The organism is Streptomyces sp. NBC_00554, from assembly GCF_041431135.1.
Taxonomy (GTDB): domain Bacteria; phylum Actinomycetota; class Actinomycetes; order Streptomycetales; family Streptomycetaceae; genus Streptomyces.
In genome coordinates, this window is record NZ_CP107799.1 from 806,678 (window position 1) to 823,484 (window position 16,807).

17 protein-coding genes and 2 pseudogenes are annotated in these 16,807 nt (G+C 70.4%); 8 read left to right on the forward strand and 11 right to left on the reverse strand.

The window, feature by feature from the left end; genetic code table 11:
* Positions 1-39 precede the first annotated feature (39 nt).
* Both OG266_RS03725 and OG266_RS03730 read left to right on the forward strand, forming a co-directional pair.
* Entirely contained in the window at positions 40-1,698 is a 1,659-nt protein-coding gene (locus OG266_RS03725) for an ArnT family glycosyltransferase (protein ID WP_371542662.1), read from the forward strand.
* Positions 1,699-1,802: 104 nt separating this feature from the next.
* Positions 1,803-2,750: a hypothetical protein gene (locus tag OG266_RS03730; protein ID WP_371542664.1), complete on the forward strand. Its 948-nt coding sequence runs from the start codon at positions 1,803-1,805 to the stop codon at positions 2,748-2,750.
* Here OG266_RS03730 and OG266_RS03735 read toward each other — a convergent pair.
* Positions 2,734-3,268, reverse strand: a pseudogene (locus OG266_RS03735) (flavoprotein). The gene OG266_RS03730 and the pseudogene OG266_RS03735 overlap by 17 nt on opposite strands.
* A gap of 10 nt (positions 3,269-3,278) precedes the next feature.
* Positions 3,279-3,737, reverse strand: a complete 459-nt coding sequence (locus OG266_RS03740) for a nuclear transport factor 2 family protein (protein ID WP_371542666.1) — start codon at positions 3,735-3,737, stop codon at positions 3,279-3,281.
* A gap of 92 nt (positions 3,738-3,829) precedes the next feature.
* Between OG266_RS03740 and OG266_RS03745 the strand changes: the two genes are divergently transcribed.
* Complete coding sequence (locus OG266_RS03745; protein WP_371542668.1) at positions 3,830-4,441, forward strand: TetR/AcrR family transcriptional regulator; 612 nt, start codon at positions 3,830-3,832, stop codon at positions 4,439-4,441.
* 9 nt (positions 4,442-4,450) lie between these two features.
* Here OG266_RS03745 and OG266_RS03750 read toward each other — a convergent pair whose 3' ends face one another.
* Entirely contained in the window at positions 4,451-4,651 is a 201-nt protein-coding gene (locus OG266_RS03750; RefSeq protein ID WP_266471869.1) for a ferredoxin, read from the reverse strand.
* Between the two features lie 62 nt (positions 4,652-4,713).
* On the opposite strand from OG266_RS03750, the pseudogene OG266_RS03755 reads away from it, so the two are divergent.
* Both OG266_RS03755 and OG266_RS03760 read left to right on the forward strand, forming a co-directional pair.
* Positions 4,714-4,995: pseudogene (locus OG266_RS03755) on the forward strand (carboxymuconolactone decarboxylase family protein); the annotation flags it as partial.
* A 124-nt stretch (positions 4,996-5,119) separates the two neighbouring features.
* The gene (locus tag OG266_RS03760) at positions 5,120-5,563 is read left to right on the forward strand and encodes a nitroreductase family deazaflavin-dependent oxidoreductase (protein ID WP_371542672.1); all 444 of its coding nucleotides are present in this window, start codon (positions 5,120-5,122) and stop codon (positions 5,561-5,563) included.
* A 157-nt stretch (positions 5,564-5,720) separates the two neighbouring features.
* On the opposite strand, the gene OG266_RS03765 is transcribed toward OG266_RS03760, so the two are convergent.
* The 3 genes from OG266_RS03765 to OG266_RS03775 all read right to left on the reverse strand — a co-directional run bounded on the left by OG266_RS03765 (position 5,721) and on the right by OG266_RS03775 (position 7,442).
* On the reverse strand, positions 5,721-6,113 hold the full coding sequence (locus tag OG266_RS03765; protein WP_266471875.1) for a VOC family protein: 393 nt from the start codon (positions 6,111-6,113) through the stop codon (positions 5,721-5,723).
* Between the two features lie 83 nt (positions 6,114-6,196).
* The gene (locus OG266_RS03770; RefSeq protein WP_371542674.1) at positions 6,197-6,661 is read right to left on the reverse strand and encodes a pyridoxamine 5'-phosphate oxidase family protein; all 465 of its coding nucleotides are present in this window, start codon (positions 6,659-6,661) and stop codon (positions 6,197-6,199) included.
* Positions 6,662-6,710: 49 nt separating this feature from the next.
* A complete protein-coding gene (locus OG266_RS03775) occupies positions 6,711-7,442 on the reverse strand; it encodes a TetR/AcrR family transcriptional regulator (RefSeq protein ID WP_371542677.1) in 732 nt (243 codons plus the stop codon).
* A 127-nt stretch (positions 7,443-7,569) separates the two neighbouring features.
* On the opposite strand from OG266_RS03775, the gene OG266_RS03780 reads away from it, so the two are divergent.
* The 3 genes from OG266_RS03780 to OG266_RS03790 all read left to right on the forward strand — a co-directional run bounded on the left by OG266_RS03780 (position 7,570) and on the right by OG266_RS03790 (position 11,998).
* Positions 7,570-9,066, forward strand: coding sequence for an APC family permease (locus tag OG266_RS03780; protein ID WP_371542680.1), 1,497 nt, complete (start codon positions 7,570-7,572; stop codon positions 9,064-9,066).
* Between the two features lie 39 nt (positions 9,067-9,105).
* Positions 9,106-10,737 (forward strand): amidohydrolase, encoded by a 1,632-nt coding sequence (locus OG266_RS03785; protein WP_371542682.1) that lies wholly within the window; start codon positions 9,106-9,108, stop codon positions 10,735-10,737.
* A 229-nt stretch (positions 10,738-10,966) separates the two neighbouring features.
* Entirely contained in the window at positions 10,967-11,998 is a 1,032-nt protein-coding gene (locus OG266_RS03790) for a 7-epi-alpha-eudesmol synthase (RefSeq protein WP_266471895.1), read from the forward strand.
* 72 nt (positions 11,999-12,070) lie between these two features.
* Here the strand turns inward: OG266_RS03790 and OG266_RS03795 are convergent, their stop codons facing one another.
* The 5 genes from OG266_RS03795 to OG266_RS03815 are packed head-to-tail and all read right to left on the reverse strand — an operon-like array spanning position 12,071 to position 16,598.
* A complete protein-coding gene (locus OG266_RS03795; protein WP_371542685.1) occupies positions 12,071-13,363 on the reverse strand; it encodes a cytochrome P450 in 1,293 nt (430 codons plus the stop codon).
* Positions 13,360-13,965 (reverse strand): ATP/GTP-binding protein, encoded by a 606-nt coding sequence (locus tag OG266_RS03800; protein ID WP_266471900.1) that lies wholly within the window; start codon positions 13,963-13,965, stop codon positions 13,360-13,362. Before OG266_RS03800 ends, OG266_RS03795 begins: the two co-directional genes overlap by 4 nt.
* Complete coding sequence (locus tag OG266_RS03805) at positions 13,946-14,317, reverse strand: DUF742 domain-containing protein (protein ID WP_266471902.1); 372 nt, start codon at positions 14,315-14,317, stop codon at positions 13,946-13,948. Before OG266_RS03805 ends, OG266_RS03800 begins: the two co-directional genes overlap by 20 nt.
* Positions 14,314-14,724 (reverse strand): roadblock/LC7 domain-containing protein, encoded by a 411-nt coding sequence (locus tag OG266_RS03810; protein WP_266471905.1) that lies wholly within the window; start codon positions 14,722-14,724, stop codon positions 14,314-14,316. The genes OG266_RS03805 and OG266_RS03810 overlap by 4 nt, the downstream gene beginning before the upstream one ends.
* A 5-nt stretch (positions 14,725-14,729) precedes the next feature.
* Positions 14,730-16,598 carry an ATP-binding protein gene (locus OG266_RS03815; protein WP_371542690.1) on the reverse strand — a complete coding sequence of 623 codons (1,869 nt, stop codon included), beginning with the start codon at positions 16,596-16,598 and terminating at the stop codon, positions 14,730-14,732.
* Positions 16,599-16,807 lie beyond the last annotated feature (209 nt).

A 16,807-nucleotide genomic window follows, 5' to 3' on the forward strand; every position in this document is an offset into this window, starting at 1 on the left:
TACGGAGCGGACGTACCAACAGGCATGCTGACATTCCCCATGGGCAGGCAGGAGGAACACCTGTCGGAGAACAGCGGGAGGCCGCCGAGACGTTTCCACGTGCCCCGGCGGTGGCTGTTCGTGCTCGCTGCGGTCGCACTGCTGGCCCAGATGGCGTTCGCGATGGTCACGACGGCCGTGCGGCAGACGCCGACCATCGACGAACCCGTGTACGTGGGCACGGCGGTGGTCTACGTCCAGCAGCACAGCCTGCGTTACAACCCGGAACATCCGCCGCTGGGCAAACTGATCATCGGTAGCGGGCTGGTGTTCGCCCACCCGCACCTGGACGCCGACTTCAAGGGTGATCAGACGGCCCTGGGAAAGCGTCTGCTGTACGAGTCGGGCAACGACCCCTGGCGGCTGATGCTGTGGGCACGACTGCCGGTGATCGCGCTGACGCTGCTGTTCGGTCTGGTCGTCCTGTCGTTCGCCCGTGAACTCGTGGGCCGTGCGGGCGGGTTGGTGGCACTCGCCCTGTACGCCCTCTCGCCCGACATCATCACGCACGGTTCGCTCGCCACCCTCGACGTGCCGGCCTGCGGATTTCTCCTGACGTCGGTGTGGCTGCTGTGGCGGGCGCGTCGGCGTCCACTGCTGTATCTCCCGCTCGCCGGGGCGGCGCTCGGCGCGGCGATCGCCACGAAGATGAGCGTGCTGGCCGCCGTTCCGTTGCTGCTGCTCCTGGCTGTCGTGTCCGTCTGGCGGGTGCCTGACCTCGGCACGGCCGCGAAGGTGCGTCGAGGCGTGGCTGCGGCGTCCGGTGTGGCCCTTGTGGCCCTGGCCGTGGTGTGGGCCACGTACCTCGTCGTCGATCCGCAGCTGCGCTGGACGGCTCCCGGGGACCTGCCGGTCATCCGTGGAACGCGTGGGCTCCTCGTCGACTGGCTGCCCTTCCCGCAGCCGTTCCGGGACGGCATGCGCATCCAGTTCAACTACGAGTACCAGGAGTGGGGCGGCTTCCTGTTCGGCCGTCACTATCACGGTGCGCTCTGGTACTACTTGCCGACCGCGCTGCTGGTGAAGACTCCGCTCGGCATGCTGGTGCTCTGGTCGGCCGGTGCGGTGGCGATGTTCGCCGTTCGCCGGCTGCGGCCCGCGGCCCCGTACGTGCTGATCCCGCCGGCGCTGCTGCTGGCCGTGGCGATGGGCGGCTCCCGCGACCTCGGCGTCCGCTACGCCCTCTTCGTTCCGATGTTCCTCGCGGTGGCGGTGGCAGCGGTCGTCGCGGTCCGGCAGCGCTGGGCCTACGTCGTCACGGCGGCCCTGGTCCTGTTCGTGGCCGTCAGCTCGCTGCGCACGTACCCGTACTACCTGCCCTACTCGAACGAGGCGTTCGGCGGACCGTCGAAGACCCATCTGCGGCTGCACGACTCGAACGTGGACTGGGGCCAGGACCTGGGCCGGCTGGCCGACCGTCTGGACGAGCGTTACCCGCACGAGCAGGTCTGGCTCGTCTACAAGGGCGCGGGGGTGCCCTCGTACTACGGCATCGAGGCGGCCGACCCGCGCGAGGTGCCGCCGGACGACGTGCACGGTCTGCTCGTCGTGTCGGACTCCTCAATCGCCACGGCCGAGGGACGGCTGGCCGCGCTGCTCGAGGGCAGCACACCGGTCGACGAGGTCGGTCACTCCATCACGATCTTCCGCAGGCCGTAGGACAGGGACCGAAGCCCCGGACACCCGTGAGGTTCCTGCCCTCAGGTGACGGTCCGGCGTGGGAGCCTCACGGCGGTCGGCCGGTCGCGCATCGTCAACTGCGCATGACCGGCACCGGGCCGGTCGCGGCCGTGCAGGAGGAACCGGTGCTCACACGCTCCACGCCTCGTAGGACGTCCAGGACACTCGGCGTGGTGGCGGTGCTGGCCGCCGCCTTCGGGTGGGCCGCCTGGGGGCCGCCGCCCGCGGAAGCCGTGCTCAGGTCCGAGGCTCCCTCGGCGACCGCCCCGGCACCTGTCCCGGCGCCCACTCCGGCAACGCTCTGCGCGCACGCGGGGACCCTCAAGGGCGAGGGCGGGCAGCGCGCGTCGGTCAGTCTGTGCGTGGGCACCGGCGGTCCGAACATGTCCGTGTCGGCTCCGGCCCATTGCGGGCGGCGCGGGTCCGTGCGGTACGCCTGCCTCACCTCGGGCACCTGGACCGTACGGCGGGACGGGCAGACCGTGGGGACGGGCCCGCTCCCCAGCGGCAAGGAGTACCCCGGCCCCGGCACCTACGAGGTCAGCGGCAGCGTGCACGTGACCTCGTCGCCCGCCGGTGTCGATCTGCGCGGAGAGGTCCACGCCACGCTGATCCTGACCGAGCCGAAGGCGCCGCCCACGCACCGCATCGAGGTCGACCGGAGCGTGCTGCGCCCGAACACCGTGGCCACCCTGACGTACACGGTCGCGCGCGACAGCGACCGCGGGGACGGCAGCGCACGACTCGGAATCATCGCCGAGGAGTCGTCCGGCGTGGAGCTGACCACGTCCGACGCCCGTTGCGTGAATCCGCTGACCGGCAGCTACCCGTCGACGACGAGAAGCGGCCACGCGCTGGACTGCGCGCTCACCGATCTCCAGCCGGGCAGGCCCTCCACCGTCGTCGTCCGTGTGTCGGTGAAGGACACCTGCTCCACCGTCGTCTCCAAAGCGGGTTACTGGATGCCGCAGGGCCAGGCCGTGTTCACCGGGGGCATGCTCGTCGGCCCCACCGTCACCTGCCAGGAGTAAGCAGGTCAAGGACCCGCTCCCAGCGGAACTCCGGGCGCCCGCCGTCCTGTTGAGGCTCTCCGGAGTACGGCTCCCCGAACCGGACCCCCATCCCGCCCAGCCGGTCGACACTCGCCCGGTAGGCGGGGTGGGCCGCCAACGCCTCGCTCACACAGGGCAGTACGGCGATCGGGACACCAAGTCCGTAACGCTTCGCAGAGAGTTCCGAGTGCGAGGGTGTCGGAGATTCCGGCAGCCCACTTGTTGACGGTGTTGAAGGTGGCGGGTGCCACGGCCACCGCGTCGGGGGCCGGGAAGGGGCGCGGGTCGCCGGGAGACCGCCAGGCGGACCGGATCGGGCGGCCGGTCTGTTCTTCGAGGGCCGTCGCGTCGATGAAGCCGAGGCCCTGCGGGGTCGCGATGACGCCGACCTCCCAGTCCCGCTCCTGTGCCGCGGTGATCAGTTCAGGGACCCCCACCGCGATACCGGCCGCGCAGACGACGACGTAGAGGAAGGGTTTTCCGGCGTGTTCGCTCACCTGGGAAACCCTAGTGAAGCGGGAAGGTGTCCCCACGTTCGGCCTCGGGGCGCGGGCCTAGGATCCGGCGTTCCTTCTCCTCGATCCGTACGTCGTTGATGCTCGCCTCGCGCCGGGTCATCAGGCCGTGCTCGTCGAACTCCCACAGCTCATTGCCGTAACTGCGCCACCACTGGCCTTCGGCGTCGCGGCACTCGTACTGGAACCGGACGGCGATTCGGTTGCCGTCGAAGGCCCAGAGGTCCTTGCGCAGGGCGTACTCCAGCTCGTGCGCCCACTTGGCCGTCAGGAGTTCGACGATCTCGGCGCGGCCCGTCACGAAGGTGTCGCGGTTGCGCCAGACGGAGTCCTCGGAGTAGGCGAGCGAGACCTTGTGGGGATCGCGGGTGTTCCAGGCGTCCTCGGCGGCCTGGACCTTCTGGGCGGCGGTCTCACGGGTGAACGGCGGGAGGGGCGGGCGGTCGGCCATGGAGTCTCCTCGGACAGCGGGAGAACCATCGTTCTCCTCGATGGCTGCTAACGTAGAGAACGATCGTTCTCCCGTCAAGGAATGGCCCGTACATGGACAGCACAGCCGCCCGCGGCCAGGCACCGGACCCCTCCCGCGAACAGGCGCTGAACCTCGCCCGCGAGCAGGCGCTGGACGCCGCCGAGGAGTTGTTCTACGGCCGCGGCATCCAGACCGTCGGCATGGATGACATCCGCGGCGCTTCGGGGGTCTCCCTCAAGCGCCTCTACCAACTGTTCCCCGCCAAGGAGCAGCTGGTGGAGGCGTACTTGGAGCGGCGTGACATCCGCTGGCGGCAGCGGCTGGCGGAGCACGTCGACCGGCAGCGGGAGCCCGAGCGGCGCGTCCTCGCGGTGTTCGACTGGCTGGGGCTGTGGTTCGCGGAGCCCGGCTTCCGCGGGTGCGCCTGGATCAACTCCTACGGTGAACTCGGCGCCACCTCGCCGCGCGTCACCGCCCAAGTCCACGCCCACAAACAAGCGTTCAAGAGCTACCTGGGCGGCCTGGTGACCGACGCGGGACTCCCCGCCGCACTCACCGGCCAGCTGTACCTGCTCGCCGAGGGAGCCATGGTCACCGCGGGCATCACGGGGAGCGCGGATCCGGCCGGGCAGGCGAGTGCGGCGGCGCGGCTGCTGGTGGAGGCGCAGCACCGGGAGAACTAGGGCTCGTGGTCAGGCGCCGGACACCGTGATCGCGCCGACCGGGCAGGCCCGGGCCGCCTCTCGCAGCATCGGGTCGCCCGCGCCGGCCTCGCGGCCCGGCAGGAGCTCGCTGAAACCGTCGTCGTCCTGCGTGAAAACGCTCGGGGCGGCGAGTGCGCACTGCCCGGCGCCGATGCAGGCGTCCTTGTCGATGGAGATGTCGTTGCTCATGACCGCAGCTTCTTACCAGGTGGCGGGGTGTGCCAGCCGGGAGCGCCGGTGGGCGGCGCGGCCGGAAGGCGGGCCTGAGCGATGAGCGCCTGTGGGCGGTGGCCGCCTGGCGTGAGGCGCCGTACTACTCGGACGCGGAGCGGGCGGCGCCGGCGCTCGCCGAGGAGATGACCCGGCTCGGCGACCGTTCGGGCGATGCGGTGTCCGACGAGCTGTGGGACGAGGTCGCCGACCACTACGACGCGCAGCAGCTCGCCGCGCTCATCCTGTGGATCGCGACGACGAACCTCTTCAACCGGCCCAACGCGACGATCAAGGAGCCGGCGGGTGCCACCTGGGGATGACCGGCCCGGCGTCGGCCCCGGGCGGCGATTACCCGCCATCCAGCGGTGGGGATGACTTGCGCCGGTGCGGTTGTTGAACTGTGCTGAGACAGAACCCGCACGACGCGACGATGGGACGGAAGTCATGCCTCTTGAGGGCGAGTACGAACCCAGCCCGACGAAATGGGTACGCGACCAGGTGGAGCTGTACGAGAGTTCCGGTGGCACCAAGGGGACGACACTGATGGAAACGGGGCTGCCCGTCATCATTCTCACCACCCTCGGCGCCAAGAGCGGCAAGATCCGCAAGACCCCGCTGATGCGCGTCGAGCACGAGGGACGCTACGCGGCGGTCGCCTCACTGGGCGGTGCCCCCAAGCACCCGGTCTGGTACCACAACGTCAAGTCCGATCCCCGCCTGGAGCTGCAGGACGGCGCCGCGCGCCGGGAGTTCACGGCCCGTGAGGTCACCGGCGAGGAGAAGGCCCTGTGGTGGGAGCGCGCGGTCGCGGCGTATCCCCCGTACGCCGACTACCAGAAGAAGACCGAGCGGGAGATCCCGGTCTTCGTGCTGGAGCCGACCGACTGACCGTAGGGGTCGGGCGATAATTCGCGGGATTCAGTACGCATGACCCCGCGTCCACCGGGCACCCGACGCTCAGGCCCCGCCGCGTCCCCCCGTCGCGGCGGGGTTTCCCCTGCCAGGGCCCCCGCGCCGCGGGGGCGCCCCTGCCCCTTCCCTGCTGTCAGTCCTGCTTCGGCGCGGTCGCCGCCGCGTAGCGCAACGTGAAGGAGTGGCCGGCCGGGTCCGAGTAACCCCGTTCCTCGAAAGGCCCGGACGGGTCCTTCGTTTCGAGGGCGCGCCCGCCGAGGCCGATGATCCTGCGCTCCGCCTCGTCGAGGTCCTCCACGTGGAAGTCCAGGTGCACCTGGAAGGAGTTCTCGGGACGCGGCCAGCTCGGCGGCGTCGCCGACACATCCCGGCGGAACGCCATCCGGATGCCGTCGGTGCCCCTGATCTCCACACGGTTCGCGTTCGTGTCGGTCTCCTCGGCTTCCAGCAGCTCTTTGTAGAAGGCGGCGAGCTTCTCGGGCTCGGCGCAGTCCAGCACCACAACGCCTGCCGTGACCAGTGTCATGCTTCCTCCGTACGGATTCCCGGGCGCCGACGGCTCCTCGGCCACCTGCTGCCACGCCTCCCCGGGTACCCCGTCCGGCGAATTCAGTCGGCCACGAGCCATTCGCCGTCCCGCATGAGATCGCGTCCGGCGATCTCGTTGGCCTCGCGCCAGGCCTGTACGCGCTGCGGCGTGACGCTGAAGTAGAGGTAGGCAGTGGTGAGTTGGCGCGGGTCGAAACCGGTCTTGAAGGCGAAGGCGTCGCCGACCCCGTCCGCCAGCTCGACGGGTTCCAGCGACCGCACCGTGCCCTCGATCATGACCACGTCGCGGGTCGGGCCGATGCCCAGACGCACCTTGCCGGTCGCCCGCAGGTTGCGTCCCGTCGGACTTTCAGCGGGCGTGGCCAGCAGCAAGGTCTCGCCGTCCCAGAGGAAGGACAGGGGGACCAAGTACGGCGTTCCCCCGTCGCCGTCGGCCGTGGCCACCCAGGTGTCCTCGTCGTGCTCCAGCCGGTTGAGCGTGTCCTGCTTGCGTTGCTTCGGGGTGCGGGCGGGCGGGTTCGTCATCGAGCAGCCTCCTGGTGGACGTCGTACATGATTGACGGCTGAGCGGCCCTCATTGTGACGGGCGGGCATCCCCCGCCGCGGTGATCTCTCCCAGTCGGGCCGCCGCCGCGGTCAGCAGCATGTCGAGCGCCACCGGGTAGGCGCTGCGCCGCATGTCGGCGACCAGATGGCGGGCCGTGGCGGCGATGTGCGGGTGTGTGTCGGCGGGCAGCCGTGCGTACGTCGCCCGCCACACGCCGGCCTCCGCCTCGCGCGCGGCCCGCGGGAGGGCCACGCTCGCCGCGTCGAGGGCCGCGAAGGCCAGGGCCTGGTCGACGAAGGCGTGGTAGATCCGGACGGCCTCGGGGTCGGGGAAGCCCGCGCCGCGCAGGACGCCGATGATCGTCTCGACGGCCTGGATCTCGTGGATCCGGCCCGTGACGCGGTAGGAGCTCAGCACGGCGGCCTGGGGATGCGCCAGGGACCCCGAGTGCACCCGCATGCCGAGGTCGCGGAGGTCGGCGCGCCAGTCGCCGGTGGGGTGCCAGGTGCGCAGCGTACGGCCGATGAGCTCGTCGGCGATGGCGAGGAGCAGGTCGTCGGTGTCGTGGAAGTACCGGTACAGGGCACTGGGGTCGGCGCCCAGGGCGAGGCCGAGCCGGCGGACCGTGAGGGCGTCGGCGCCATGCTCCTTGAGCAGCCTCAGCGCCGTCTCGACGATCAGCTCCTCGGAGAGCACGACACCCGTCTTGGTGGGGCGCCGGCGCCTTCGGGCGGCGGGCGGGACGACTCGGTCGTTCATGGTCTCTCCCTGGGTGCTTGCGGGGCACCTTATGTCAACGGCGTTGACCTGTTAAGGCCCCGGGCAGTTTCATTTCCGGTCACCGGGCCGGTATCGGGCCCGCCTCCTGGTGCGATCGGAGCAGGTCATGACGGAGAAGCCGTACGGTGTGGACCCCCCGACCCTGCGCAAGTCCCTCGGCGTCGTGGACGGCGTCGCCATCGCCGCGTCCAGCACGGCGGCGACCACGAGCATCGGCATCGGTCTCGGGGTGACCGCCGGGGTCGTCGGGCTGCATCTGCCCGCCATCATGCTGCTGGCGTTCCTGCCCATCCTCGGGATCGCGGGCGCCTACACCCGGCTGAACCGCGTCGAGCCGAACGCGGGCAACGGCTATGTGTGGGTGGGCCGTTCGCTCAATCCCTGGCTCGGTTTCCTGGTCGGCTGGGTGAGCATCGTGGCCACGGTGGCGTTCCTCGCGTACACCACGGCCGTGACCGGCTCGGCGATGCTCCAACTGGCCGGGCAGGCAGGCGTGCATGAGGTGGCGGGGCTCGCGCTCGACCCGGGCTCCACGGCCCAGACCACCGCGGTGGGCATCGGGGTCCTCGTCGCGGTCACGTTCACCGCGGTCACCGGGATCAGGACCGCCACGCGGCTGCAGAGCGGGCTGCTCGTCTTCGAGTACGTCGTCCTCCTCGGCTTCTGCGGATACGGCATCGTCACCGGACCGCACCCCTTCAGCCTGAGCTGGTTCGACCCGTTCGCGATCCCCTCGGCGACGGCCCTGGCGCAGGGACTGCTGCTGTCGGTGTTCTGTTACTGGGGCTTCGAGGCGGCGTTCACGGTGAACGAGGAGGTGCGCGATCCCCGGGACGCGTCACGCGCCGGGATCATCACGCTGGTGACCATGCTGGGGCTGTTCATGCTCGGCTCGCTCGCCTTCCAACGCGTGCTGTCGGAAGAGGAGTTGGCGGGGCACGGCGCCGAGGGGCTGGCGTTCTTCGGCGAGCGGCTCGCCTCGCAGCCGCTGGCCGCGCTGCCGCTGGTGGCCCTGATGTTCTCAGCCGTCGCCTCGCTCCAGGCCGGGGTGATCCCCACGGCCCGCGGGATGTTCGCGATGAGCCGGGACCGTACGCTCGGGCCCGTGTGGTCCAAGGTGAGCTCCCGGTACGGGACTCCGGCGGCCGGGACACTGCTGATCGGTGCGCTGGCGACGGGCGTGGCCGCGCTCGCGCTGGTGATACCCCGGCTCGCCGACATGATCATGGCGACGGTCAACGCGGTCGGGATCGTCGTCGCCCTCTCGTACGCGCTCACCGCTCTCGCGGCCGCCGTGCGCTTCCGCGGGCTGCTGCGCGAGGACTGGCGGCAAGGGATCCGGGCGGTGGTGCTGCCCTCTCTCAGTGCCGCGGCGCTGCTCGGGCTCGGCGGCTACCTCGCCCACTCCTTCTACACCTCCACCGACCACCTCGAAGTCAGCGCGGACAACGGCTGGTTCCTGCTGCTCGCCCCCACGGTGATGATCGCCTCCGGTTTCGTGGCCGCCGCGTGGGCGAAGTGGGTGCGCAAGTCCCCGTACTTCCGCACCGGCCGGGGCACCGACGCCGACGCGCCCCAACTGCTGGCGACCACCTCACGCTGACCAGGACACACCGCACCCGCTCACCCAAGGAAACGGAACATGCACGCTGACCTCCTCTTCACCGGTGGCCCCGTCCTCACCCCCGACGGGCCGGCCACGACTTCCGTCGCCGTCACCGGCGACCGGATCACCGCCGTCGGACACGCCGAGGCGCACGAGCTGATCGGCCCGAGGACCGAAGTGGTCGACCTCGCCGGACGGCTGCTCCTGCCCGGGTTCCAGGACGCGCACATCCACCCGGTCCCGGCGGGCCTGGAGCTCTCCCAGTGCGACCTGACCGGGGCGAAGACGGCCAAGGACACCCTCGCCGCCGTCCGCGCGTACGCCGACGCGCATCCCGGGCGGGAGTGGATCACGGGCGGCGGCTGGTCCATGGAGGCCTTCGAGGGCGGTACGCCGACGAAGGAGCTGCTGGACACGGTCGTACCGGACCGGCCGGTGTATCTGCCCAACCGCGACCACCATGGCGCCTGGGTGAACAGCCGCGCGCTGGAACTCGCCGGTGTCACCCGGGAGACGCCCGATCCGGCCGACGGCCGTTTCGAGCGGGACGCGTCGGGCGAGCCCACCGGGATGCTTCAGGAGGGGGCCATGCAGTACGTCGGCCGGCTCACGCCCCCGGCCACCGCGGCGGACCGGCTGGCCGCCCTGCTGTACGCCCAGCGGCATCTGCACGCGCTCGGCATCACGGCCTGGCAGGACGCGCTGGTCGGCGACTTCCTCGGGATGGACGATCCGTCCGAGGCCTATCTGACGGCGGCCCGCGAGGGTTCGCTGACCGCGCGGGTCGTCGGCGCGCTGTGGTGGGACCGTGAGCGCGGGGCGGAGCAGATTCCCGAACTCGTCGAGAAACGAGCGGCGTTGAGCCACGGGCGGTTCCGCGCCACCAGCGTCAAGCTCATGCTGGACGGGGTCGCCGAGACCGGCACGGCCGCGCTGCTCGACCCCTATCTCGACAAGTGCGGCTGCGCCACGGCCAATCGGGGCACCAGCTTCATCGACCGGGGGCAACTTCCCGCGTATGTGAGCGAGTTGGACGCGCTCGGCTTCCAGTGCCATTTCCACGCGCTGGGCGACCGGGCCGTACGCGACGCCCTGGACGCCGTGGAGGCGGCGCGGAAGGCGAACGGGTCGAGCGACACGCGTCCCCACCTGGCCCATCTCCAGGTCGTGCACCCCGACGACGTACCCCGTTTCGCCCGCCTCGGCGCCACGGCCAACATCCAGCCGCTGTGGGCCGCGCACGAGCCGCAGATGGACGAGCTGACCATCCCCTTCCTCGGGCCCGAACGAGCCGCCTGGCAGTACCCGTTCGGGGCGCTCCTGCGGTCCGGGGCGAGGCTCGCGGCGGGCAGCGACTGGCCGGTCAGCAGCCCCGACCCGCTCCAGGGCATCCATGTCGCCGTGAACCGCGTAGCCCCGGAGGAGCAGGGCCCGGTGTTCCTGCCCGCCGAGCGCATCGGTCTCACGGCCGCGCTGACGGCGTACACCGCGGGATCGGCGTACGCGAACCACCTCGACGGGACCGGGAGCGTACGGGTGGGAGCGCTGGCGGATCTGGCCGTCCTCGACCGCGATCCGTTCGCCGGGCCGCCGGAGGCGATCGCGGAGACGAAGGTCGCGCTGACCTACGTGGGAGGCGAGCGCGTGTACGCGGCACCCGACGCGTGACACCCGACTCCACCGACTCCACCTGTGAGGGGGCGAGTTGATCGCAACCACACCTGCATCACGCGTTGCGGAGGTCACACCATAGATCGTTTAGGCTCTGGGCAGTCTCGAAGCGGACTTGAGTCGTCAACTTTCGGCTCATCGAAGGCAGTTCGAGTCAGCGGGCCGACAACTCCGATCGCCCGCACGCAGGGGCGGGGGCCTGTGAATGTCTCAAGAGAGGACGCGAATGTCGCAGGACGTCAGGTTTGACCTCCCGTTCAAGACCCCCGTCAGTGAGCATCTTGAATACGCCCGGGAGCGCCACCTGCGGTGGGTGTGGGACATGGGCCTGGTGCGCAGCCAGGCCGGTTTCGAGGAGTATCAGTCCTGGGACCTCCCCCAAGCGGCCGCGCGCACCTACCCCCACGCCTCGGCCGACGACATGGTCGTCCTGATGAACTGGTTCTCCCTGGCCTTCCTCTTCGACGACCAGTTCGACACCGGCAAACCCGACCGCGCGGACCGGATAGCCGAGGTCGCGCGGGAGTTGATAACCACTCCGCTGCGGCCCGCCGGGACCCCGCCGCGGGTGGAGTGCCCGATCACCGTCGCCTGGGCGGAGGTCTGGGCCCACCTCTCGGACGGCATGTCACTGACCTGGCGCACGCGGTTCGCGGCCTCCTGGGGGAGGTTCCTGGTGGCGCACACCGAGGAGGTCGACCTGGCGGCCCGGGGCCTGGCGGGCACGCTCGGCATCGAGGAGTACGCCGAGTTCCGGCGCCGCACGGTGGGCATCCACCACAGCATCGACGCGGGTGAACGCAGTCGGGGCTTCGAGGTACCGGCACAGGTGCAGGCGCATCCCCTCATGGTCCGGATGCGGGATCTGGCCGCCGACACCATCGGGTTCATGAACGACATCCACTCCTTCGAGCGGGAGAAACGCCGAGGGGACGGCCACAACCTGATCGCCGTACTGCACCGGGAGCGCGGCTGCACCTGGGAGGAGGCCGCCGCGGAGGCGTACCGGATGACCACGGAGTGCCTCGACGAGTACCTCGAACTCGAGGGCCAGGTACCGCGCATGTGTGAGGAACTCGGTCTCACGGCCGAACAGCGGGTCCAGGTGCGGATGGGCGTGGAGGCGATCCAGCACTGGATCAACGGCAACTACGAATGGGCGCTGACCTCGGGGCGTTACGCCGCGGCCAAGGAAGGCCCGGCCGCCACGGCCGAGTTGGCGGGCAAGGGATCGCTGGACGATCTGCTGGCGGTGTGACGCGGCGGTTCACGCCGTGAACGGCTTCTGCCCGGCCGGATGCACCGGCCGGGCAGAAGTGGTCACGAACGGTCAGACCCCGGCGGTCTGCGCCGTGAACTCGACGGGGAGCGAGTCGAGACGCGCTTCCCACGTCGAGGCGGTCGAGGTGAGTTCGTCGGCCGCCACTGCCAGGCGCAGGCCCGGCAGCCGGTGGAGCAGGACGTCGACGGCCGTCTCGATGATGGCCTGGCCGATGTTCTGGCCCGGGCACTCGTGCGGGCCGCCGCTGAACGCGAGGTGCGACTGATTGCCGTACAGGGACACGCCCGCGTCGGGCCGGATCTCCGGGTCGAGGTTGCCCGCGGTGAGCCCGAGCACCAGCAGGTCGCCCTCCTTGATGTGCAGTCCGCCGAGTTCGAGATCGGCGGTGGCGAAGCGCCCCGGAAGGACGGCCAGCGGCGGGGTGTTCCACATGACGTCCTCGACGACCGAGGAGACGTTGAGCTGGCCGCTGACCAGACCCGCGAGCCGGGAGGTGTCGGTGAGGATCAGTTGCAGTACCCGGGCCAGCAGGTTGCTGGTGGTGGTGTGCGCGGTGATCAGCACCAGGCGCAGATGGTTGAGGATCTCGTCGTCGTCGAGGTCGGCGTGGTGTTCGAGGAGCCCGCTGGTGAAGTCGGAGCCGGGCTCGACGCGCTTGCGCTCGGTGAGTTCCGCGAGGATGCGCATGATGCGGTCGTTGTGGACGAGGGCGTCCTCACCGCCCTTGATCACATGGGCACAGGACACGGCCAGACTGCGTCCCTCTCCCTCGGCGAGTCCGAAGACCCTGGTCAGGACGAGCATCGGCAGGTACTCGGCGTACGCAACCACCAGGTCGGCGCTCCCCGCGTCCGCGAACGCGTCGATCTGCTTGTTCGCGAAGTGCGTGACATGACGGCGGATGCCCCGCCCGGCCATGGCCTGCAGATTGTCGGTGACCGCGCCACGCAGTCTGCGGTGCGGTTCACCGTCCTGGGACACGCAGTCGGGGCGCCAGCCCACCATCTGCATCAGCGGGGACGCGTTGTCCACGCGTCCTTCCTTCCAGTCCCGCCAGATACGCGAATCCCGGCTGAACTGGCGGGGGTTGTCGAGCACCCGCCGGTTCTCCCGGTAGCCGAGGACCAGCCACGCCGGGACGTCGCCCTCGAGCAGTATCGGAGCGACCGCGCCGTGCTCCTTGCGCAGCCGCGCGTAGATTCCGTGCGGGTCGATCGCCGCGTCCGGCCCGTAGAGCCGGGTGAGGTCGTCCGCGCCACCGGACGCGCCACCGTCCGCTCCGCCGTGCGCGACGGGGCAGCCGCGGGGAGCGTCGGGACCGTTTAAGGGCTGGTCGTTCATCGGGACTCCAGTGCGACTGCCGAGCGTTCCTTGAGGTGACGTATCAGCGCGATGAGCACGTCACGGCTGGATGCCCGGTCACGGGCGTCGCAGGCGACGACCGGGATGTGCGGTGAGATGTCCAGCGCGTCGCGGATCTCCTCGACCGGGTGGTCCTTGGAATCGGGGAAGACGTTCAGGGCGATGACGAAGGGGACGTCCTGCCGCTCCATCTCCTCGATCGCCCGGAAGCTGGAGGCCAGCCGTCGGGTGTCGACCAGGACCACCGCCCCGAGTGCGCCCTTGAACAGACCGTTCCACAGGAACCAGAACCGCTCCTGGCCCGGCGTCCCGAACAGGTACAGCACCAGTTCGTCGTTGATGCCGATCTTGCCGAAGTCCAGGCTGACGGTGGTCTCCGTCTTGTCCGCGACGCCGATCAGGTTGTCGACGTCCGCGCTGGCCTGGGTCAGTGTCTCCTCGGTCGTCAGCGGCTTGATGTCGCTGACGGAGCGCACCATGGTCGTTTTTCCGGTGCCGAAGCCTCCGGCGATCATCACCTTCACCGAGCGGGTGCCGCCGTCCGACCCCCGGTCGGGATGGTCAAAGCCTTTGAAGTCCACTGAGTACCTCCTCAAGGAGCGCGAGGTCGGGCCCGCTGCCGGCGCCTGACGCCGGGATGGGATTACGGGCTTCGACGCCGCCTGCGTCCAGCAGATCGGTCAGGAGCACCGCGAGAATGTTGAAGGGCAGTCCGAGATGGGCGCCGAGTTCGGCGACCGACAGCGGCTCGCGGCAGCGCCGGACGATCTCCTCGTGCTCGTGCTGCATCCCCGGGGACGGGGCGGCGCGCGAGACGATCAGGGTCGCCACGTCAAGACTCGACGCCGAACCGCCCGGTCCGCTGCGACCACCGGTGAGGACGTAGTAGCGCTCGAGACCGGACGGGTCCGTGGGCCGGCGGGGAGCACTCATCCAGAGTGCTCCTCCAGGCGCGGAGTGGTGCCGAGGAGCTCACCCATCCTGCGGGCCAGATCCCTCATCTGATGGCCGAGAAGACCCTGGTCGAGGCCTTCCTTGGCGAGCACTCCGAGGTACGTCTCCACGCCGGCCCGCACCACGAACAGGTGGCCGCCGTCCACCTCGATCATCGCGAGCCGCAGCTGCCCGGCGTACTTGGGGAACTGCTCGGCCACCGGCTGGGCGAGCGCCTGGAGGCCCGCCACGACGGCCGCGAAGCGGTCCACGTCGTCGGGGTCCTCGGCGCCGTAGGAGGTGATGGCCTTGCCGTCGCTCGATGCCACGAGGGCGAAGCGGATCTCCTGGATGCTCTCCGTCAGGTCGCGGAGCGCCCAGCTCACGTCGGTTCCCTGTTGCGTCATGTGGACTAGTCGCTCTCTTCAGTGCGGTGCTCGTTGAACTCGCGCCCGGCAGTCGTCTCGCCGGAGCCGGTCCGTTCGCGGTCCGCGGTGGTGTCGCCGAGTGCTGCCGGTTCGCGGTCCGCGGTGTTCTCGCCGACGGCTGCCGGTTCGCGGTCCGTGGTCGTCGCGTGCGGCGGTCCGCTCTCGCGGCCGGCCGTGGCGAAGGCGGCGAGGCCGGTGAAGGACGCGTCCGGCGGTACGGCGGCCACGGTCTCCTCCCGCTCGGCGGCGGCAGGGCGCGCCGACGGTGTCGCCGGATCGTTCCGCCGGCTCCTGCGCCTGGGCAGTCCGCCGGGCGTGGTGTCCACGGCTTCCTCGGCGGACGCCTCGGGCTCGGCCTCGACCGGCTCGCGGGTCACCGCGGCGGCCAGGGCCGGTTCGGTGACGGCGGCGGGCAGCTGGCTGAAGTACTTGTGCGGGACCACGACGACCACCGAGGTGCCGAGCCAGGGCGAGTCCGCGAAGGTGACCCGGATTCCGTAACGGCGGGCGAGTGAACCCACCACGCGCAGACCGAGGTTGGCGTCCTCCGACACACCGCCGAGGCCGGGGCCCGCCGCGGTGCCTTCGAGCGCCTGGGCGGCCTCCTGCTTCTTCTCCTCGCTGAGGCCCTTGCCCGCGTCCTGGATCTCGATGCCGACGCCGTTGGGGACCTCCTTGCCGGAGACGACCACGGGTTCGGTGGGCGGTGAATAGCGCGCCGCGTTGTCCAGGAGGTGGGCGAAGATCAGCGTGAGGTGGTCCACCAGACCGCCGTCGACGCCGAGTTCGGGGAGGTGGCGCACCTGGACACGGTCGAAGTCCTTGATACGGCCGATACCACCGCGGACCACGCTGAGCAGCCGCTGCGGCTCCTGCCACTGGCGTCCGGGGCGGTCGGAGCCGCCGAGCACGCCGATGCTGGCGGCGAGCCGGTCGGCGGGGCCGATCTCCTGGTCGAGCTCCATGAGGCCCTGGGCGACCGCGGGCAACCGCCCGTGTTCGCCCTGCATCTCGTGCAGACGCCCGCGCAGCTTGCTGGTCAGCACATGGATACGGCTGCCGATGCTGATCACGGCCTGTTCGGCCGAGGTGGAACGGTCGAACTCCCGCTCCACGCCGATCAGCGCAGTCCTGAGCACCTTGCGCAGCTCGGCCTGCAGATCGGGACCGACCTCCGCGCACTGTGTGACGGACGGCAGGAGGTCGTCGATCGCGTCTCCGGCCCGCAGCCGCTTCAGTGCTTCGGGCAGCTGTTCGTCGGCGAGAAGGGCGACCGCCGCCCGCTGCCCGGCCAGTTGTTCCTGCCAGACCTCGGTCTGCGCGGCGAGCGTGGACTCGGAGGCCGCGGTCTGCTCGGCGATCCGGGCCTCGTAGGCCTCCATCTGCTGGGCGAGCCGGGCCTCGTAGGTGTGCGCCTCCTCCGCGAGCCGTGCCTCGTAGGTGTGCGTATCCTCCGCGAGCCGGGCCTCAAGGGCGTGCGTCTCCTCGGCGAGCCGCGCCTCATAGGTCTGGGCCTGCTCGGTCAGCTGGGCTTCCCAAGCGGAGTGTTCCGCCGCGAACTTCCGCTCCAGGCCTGACGCGTGCTGCTGCCACTGCTGGGTGAGCTCGGACTGCGAGGCACGGAAGTCGCCCGAGTTCCGGCGCAGTTGGAGCTGGGCGCGGACGAGGAGCCGTACGCAGACGGCACTTGCCGCGGTGGCCGCGGCGCCGGCGAAGGTCGCGGGTATCTGGGTCTGGTCGGGTCCCACGACCACGGCCGTGACGGTTCCGGCACCTAAGGCCAGCGGCATCAGCCACCAGCTGTACCAGGCGACCGGTGCCCGCGCCGCCGGGGGCGGAGTGGCGAGTTCCATCTGCATCCTTCGAAAGCAACACGATCGAACAGGGGGGTATGCAGGCGCGATACGTGCCGAGCACGCAGCGCTGGGCGACCGAGTGTGTTCGCTTCAACTCGCAACGCCGCAGGGGAGCTTATCTGGTCCGAGATCAAAACGATCAACTCCCCTTCTCACATCGGTGAGTATTCGGTCACTCTCCGACAGGAATGCGCAGAGTCTCCCCA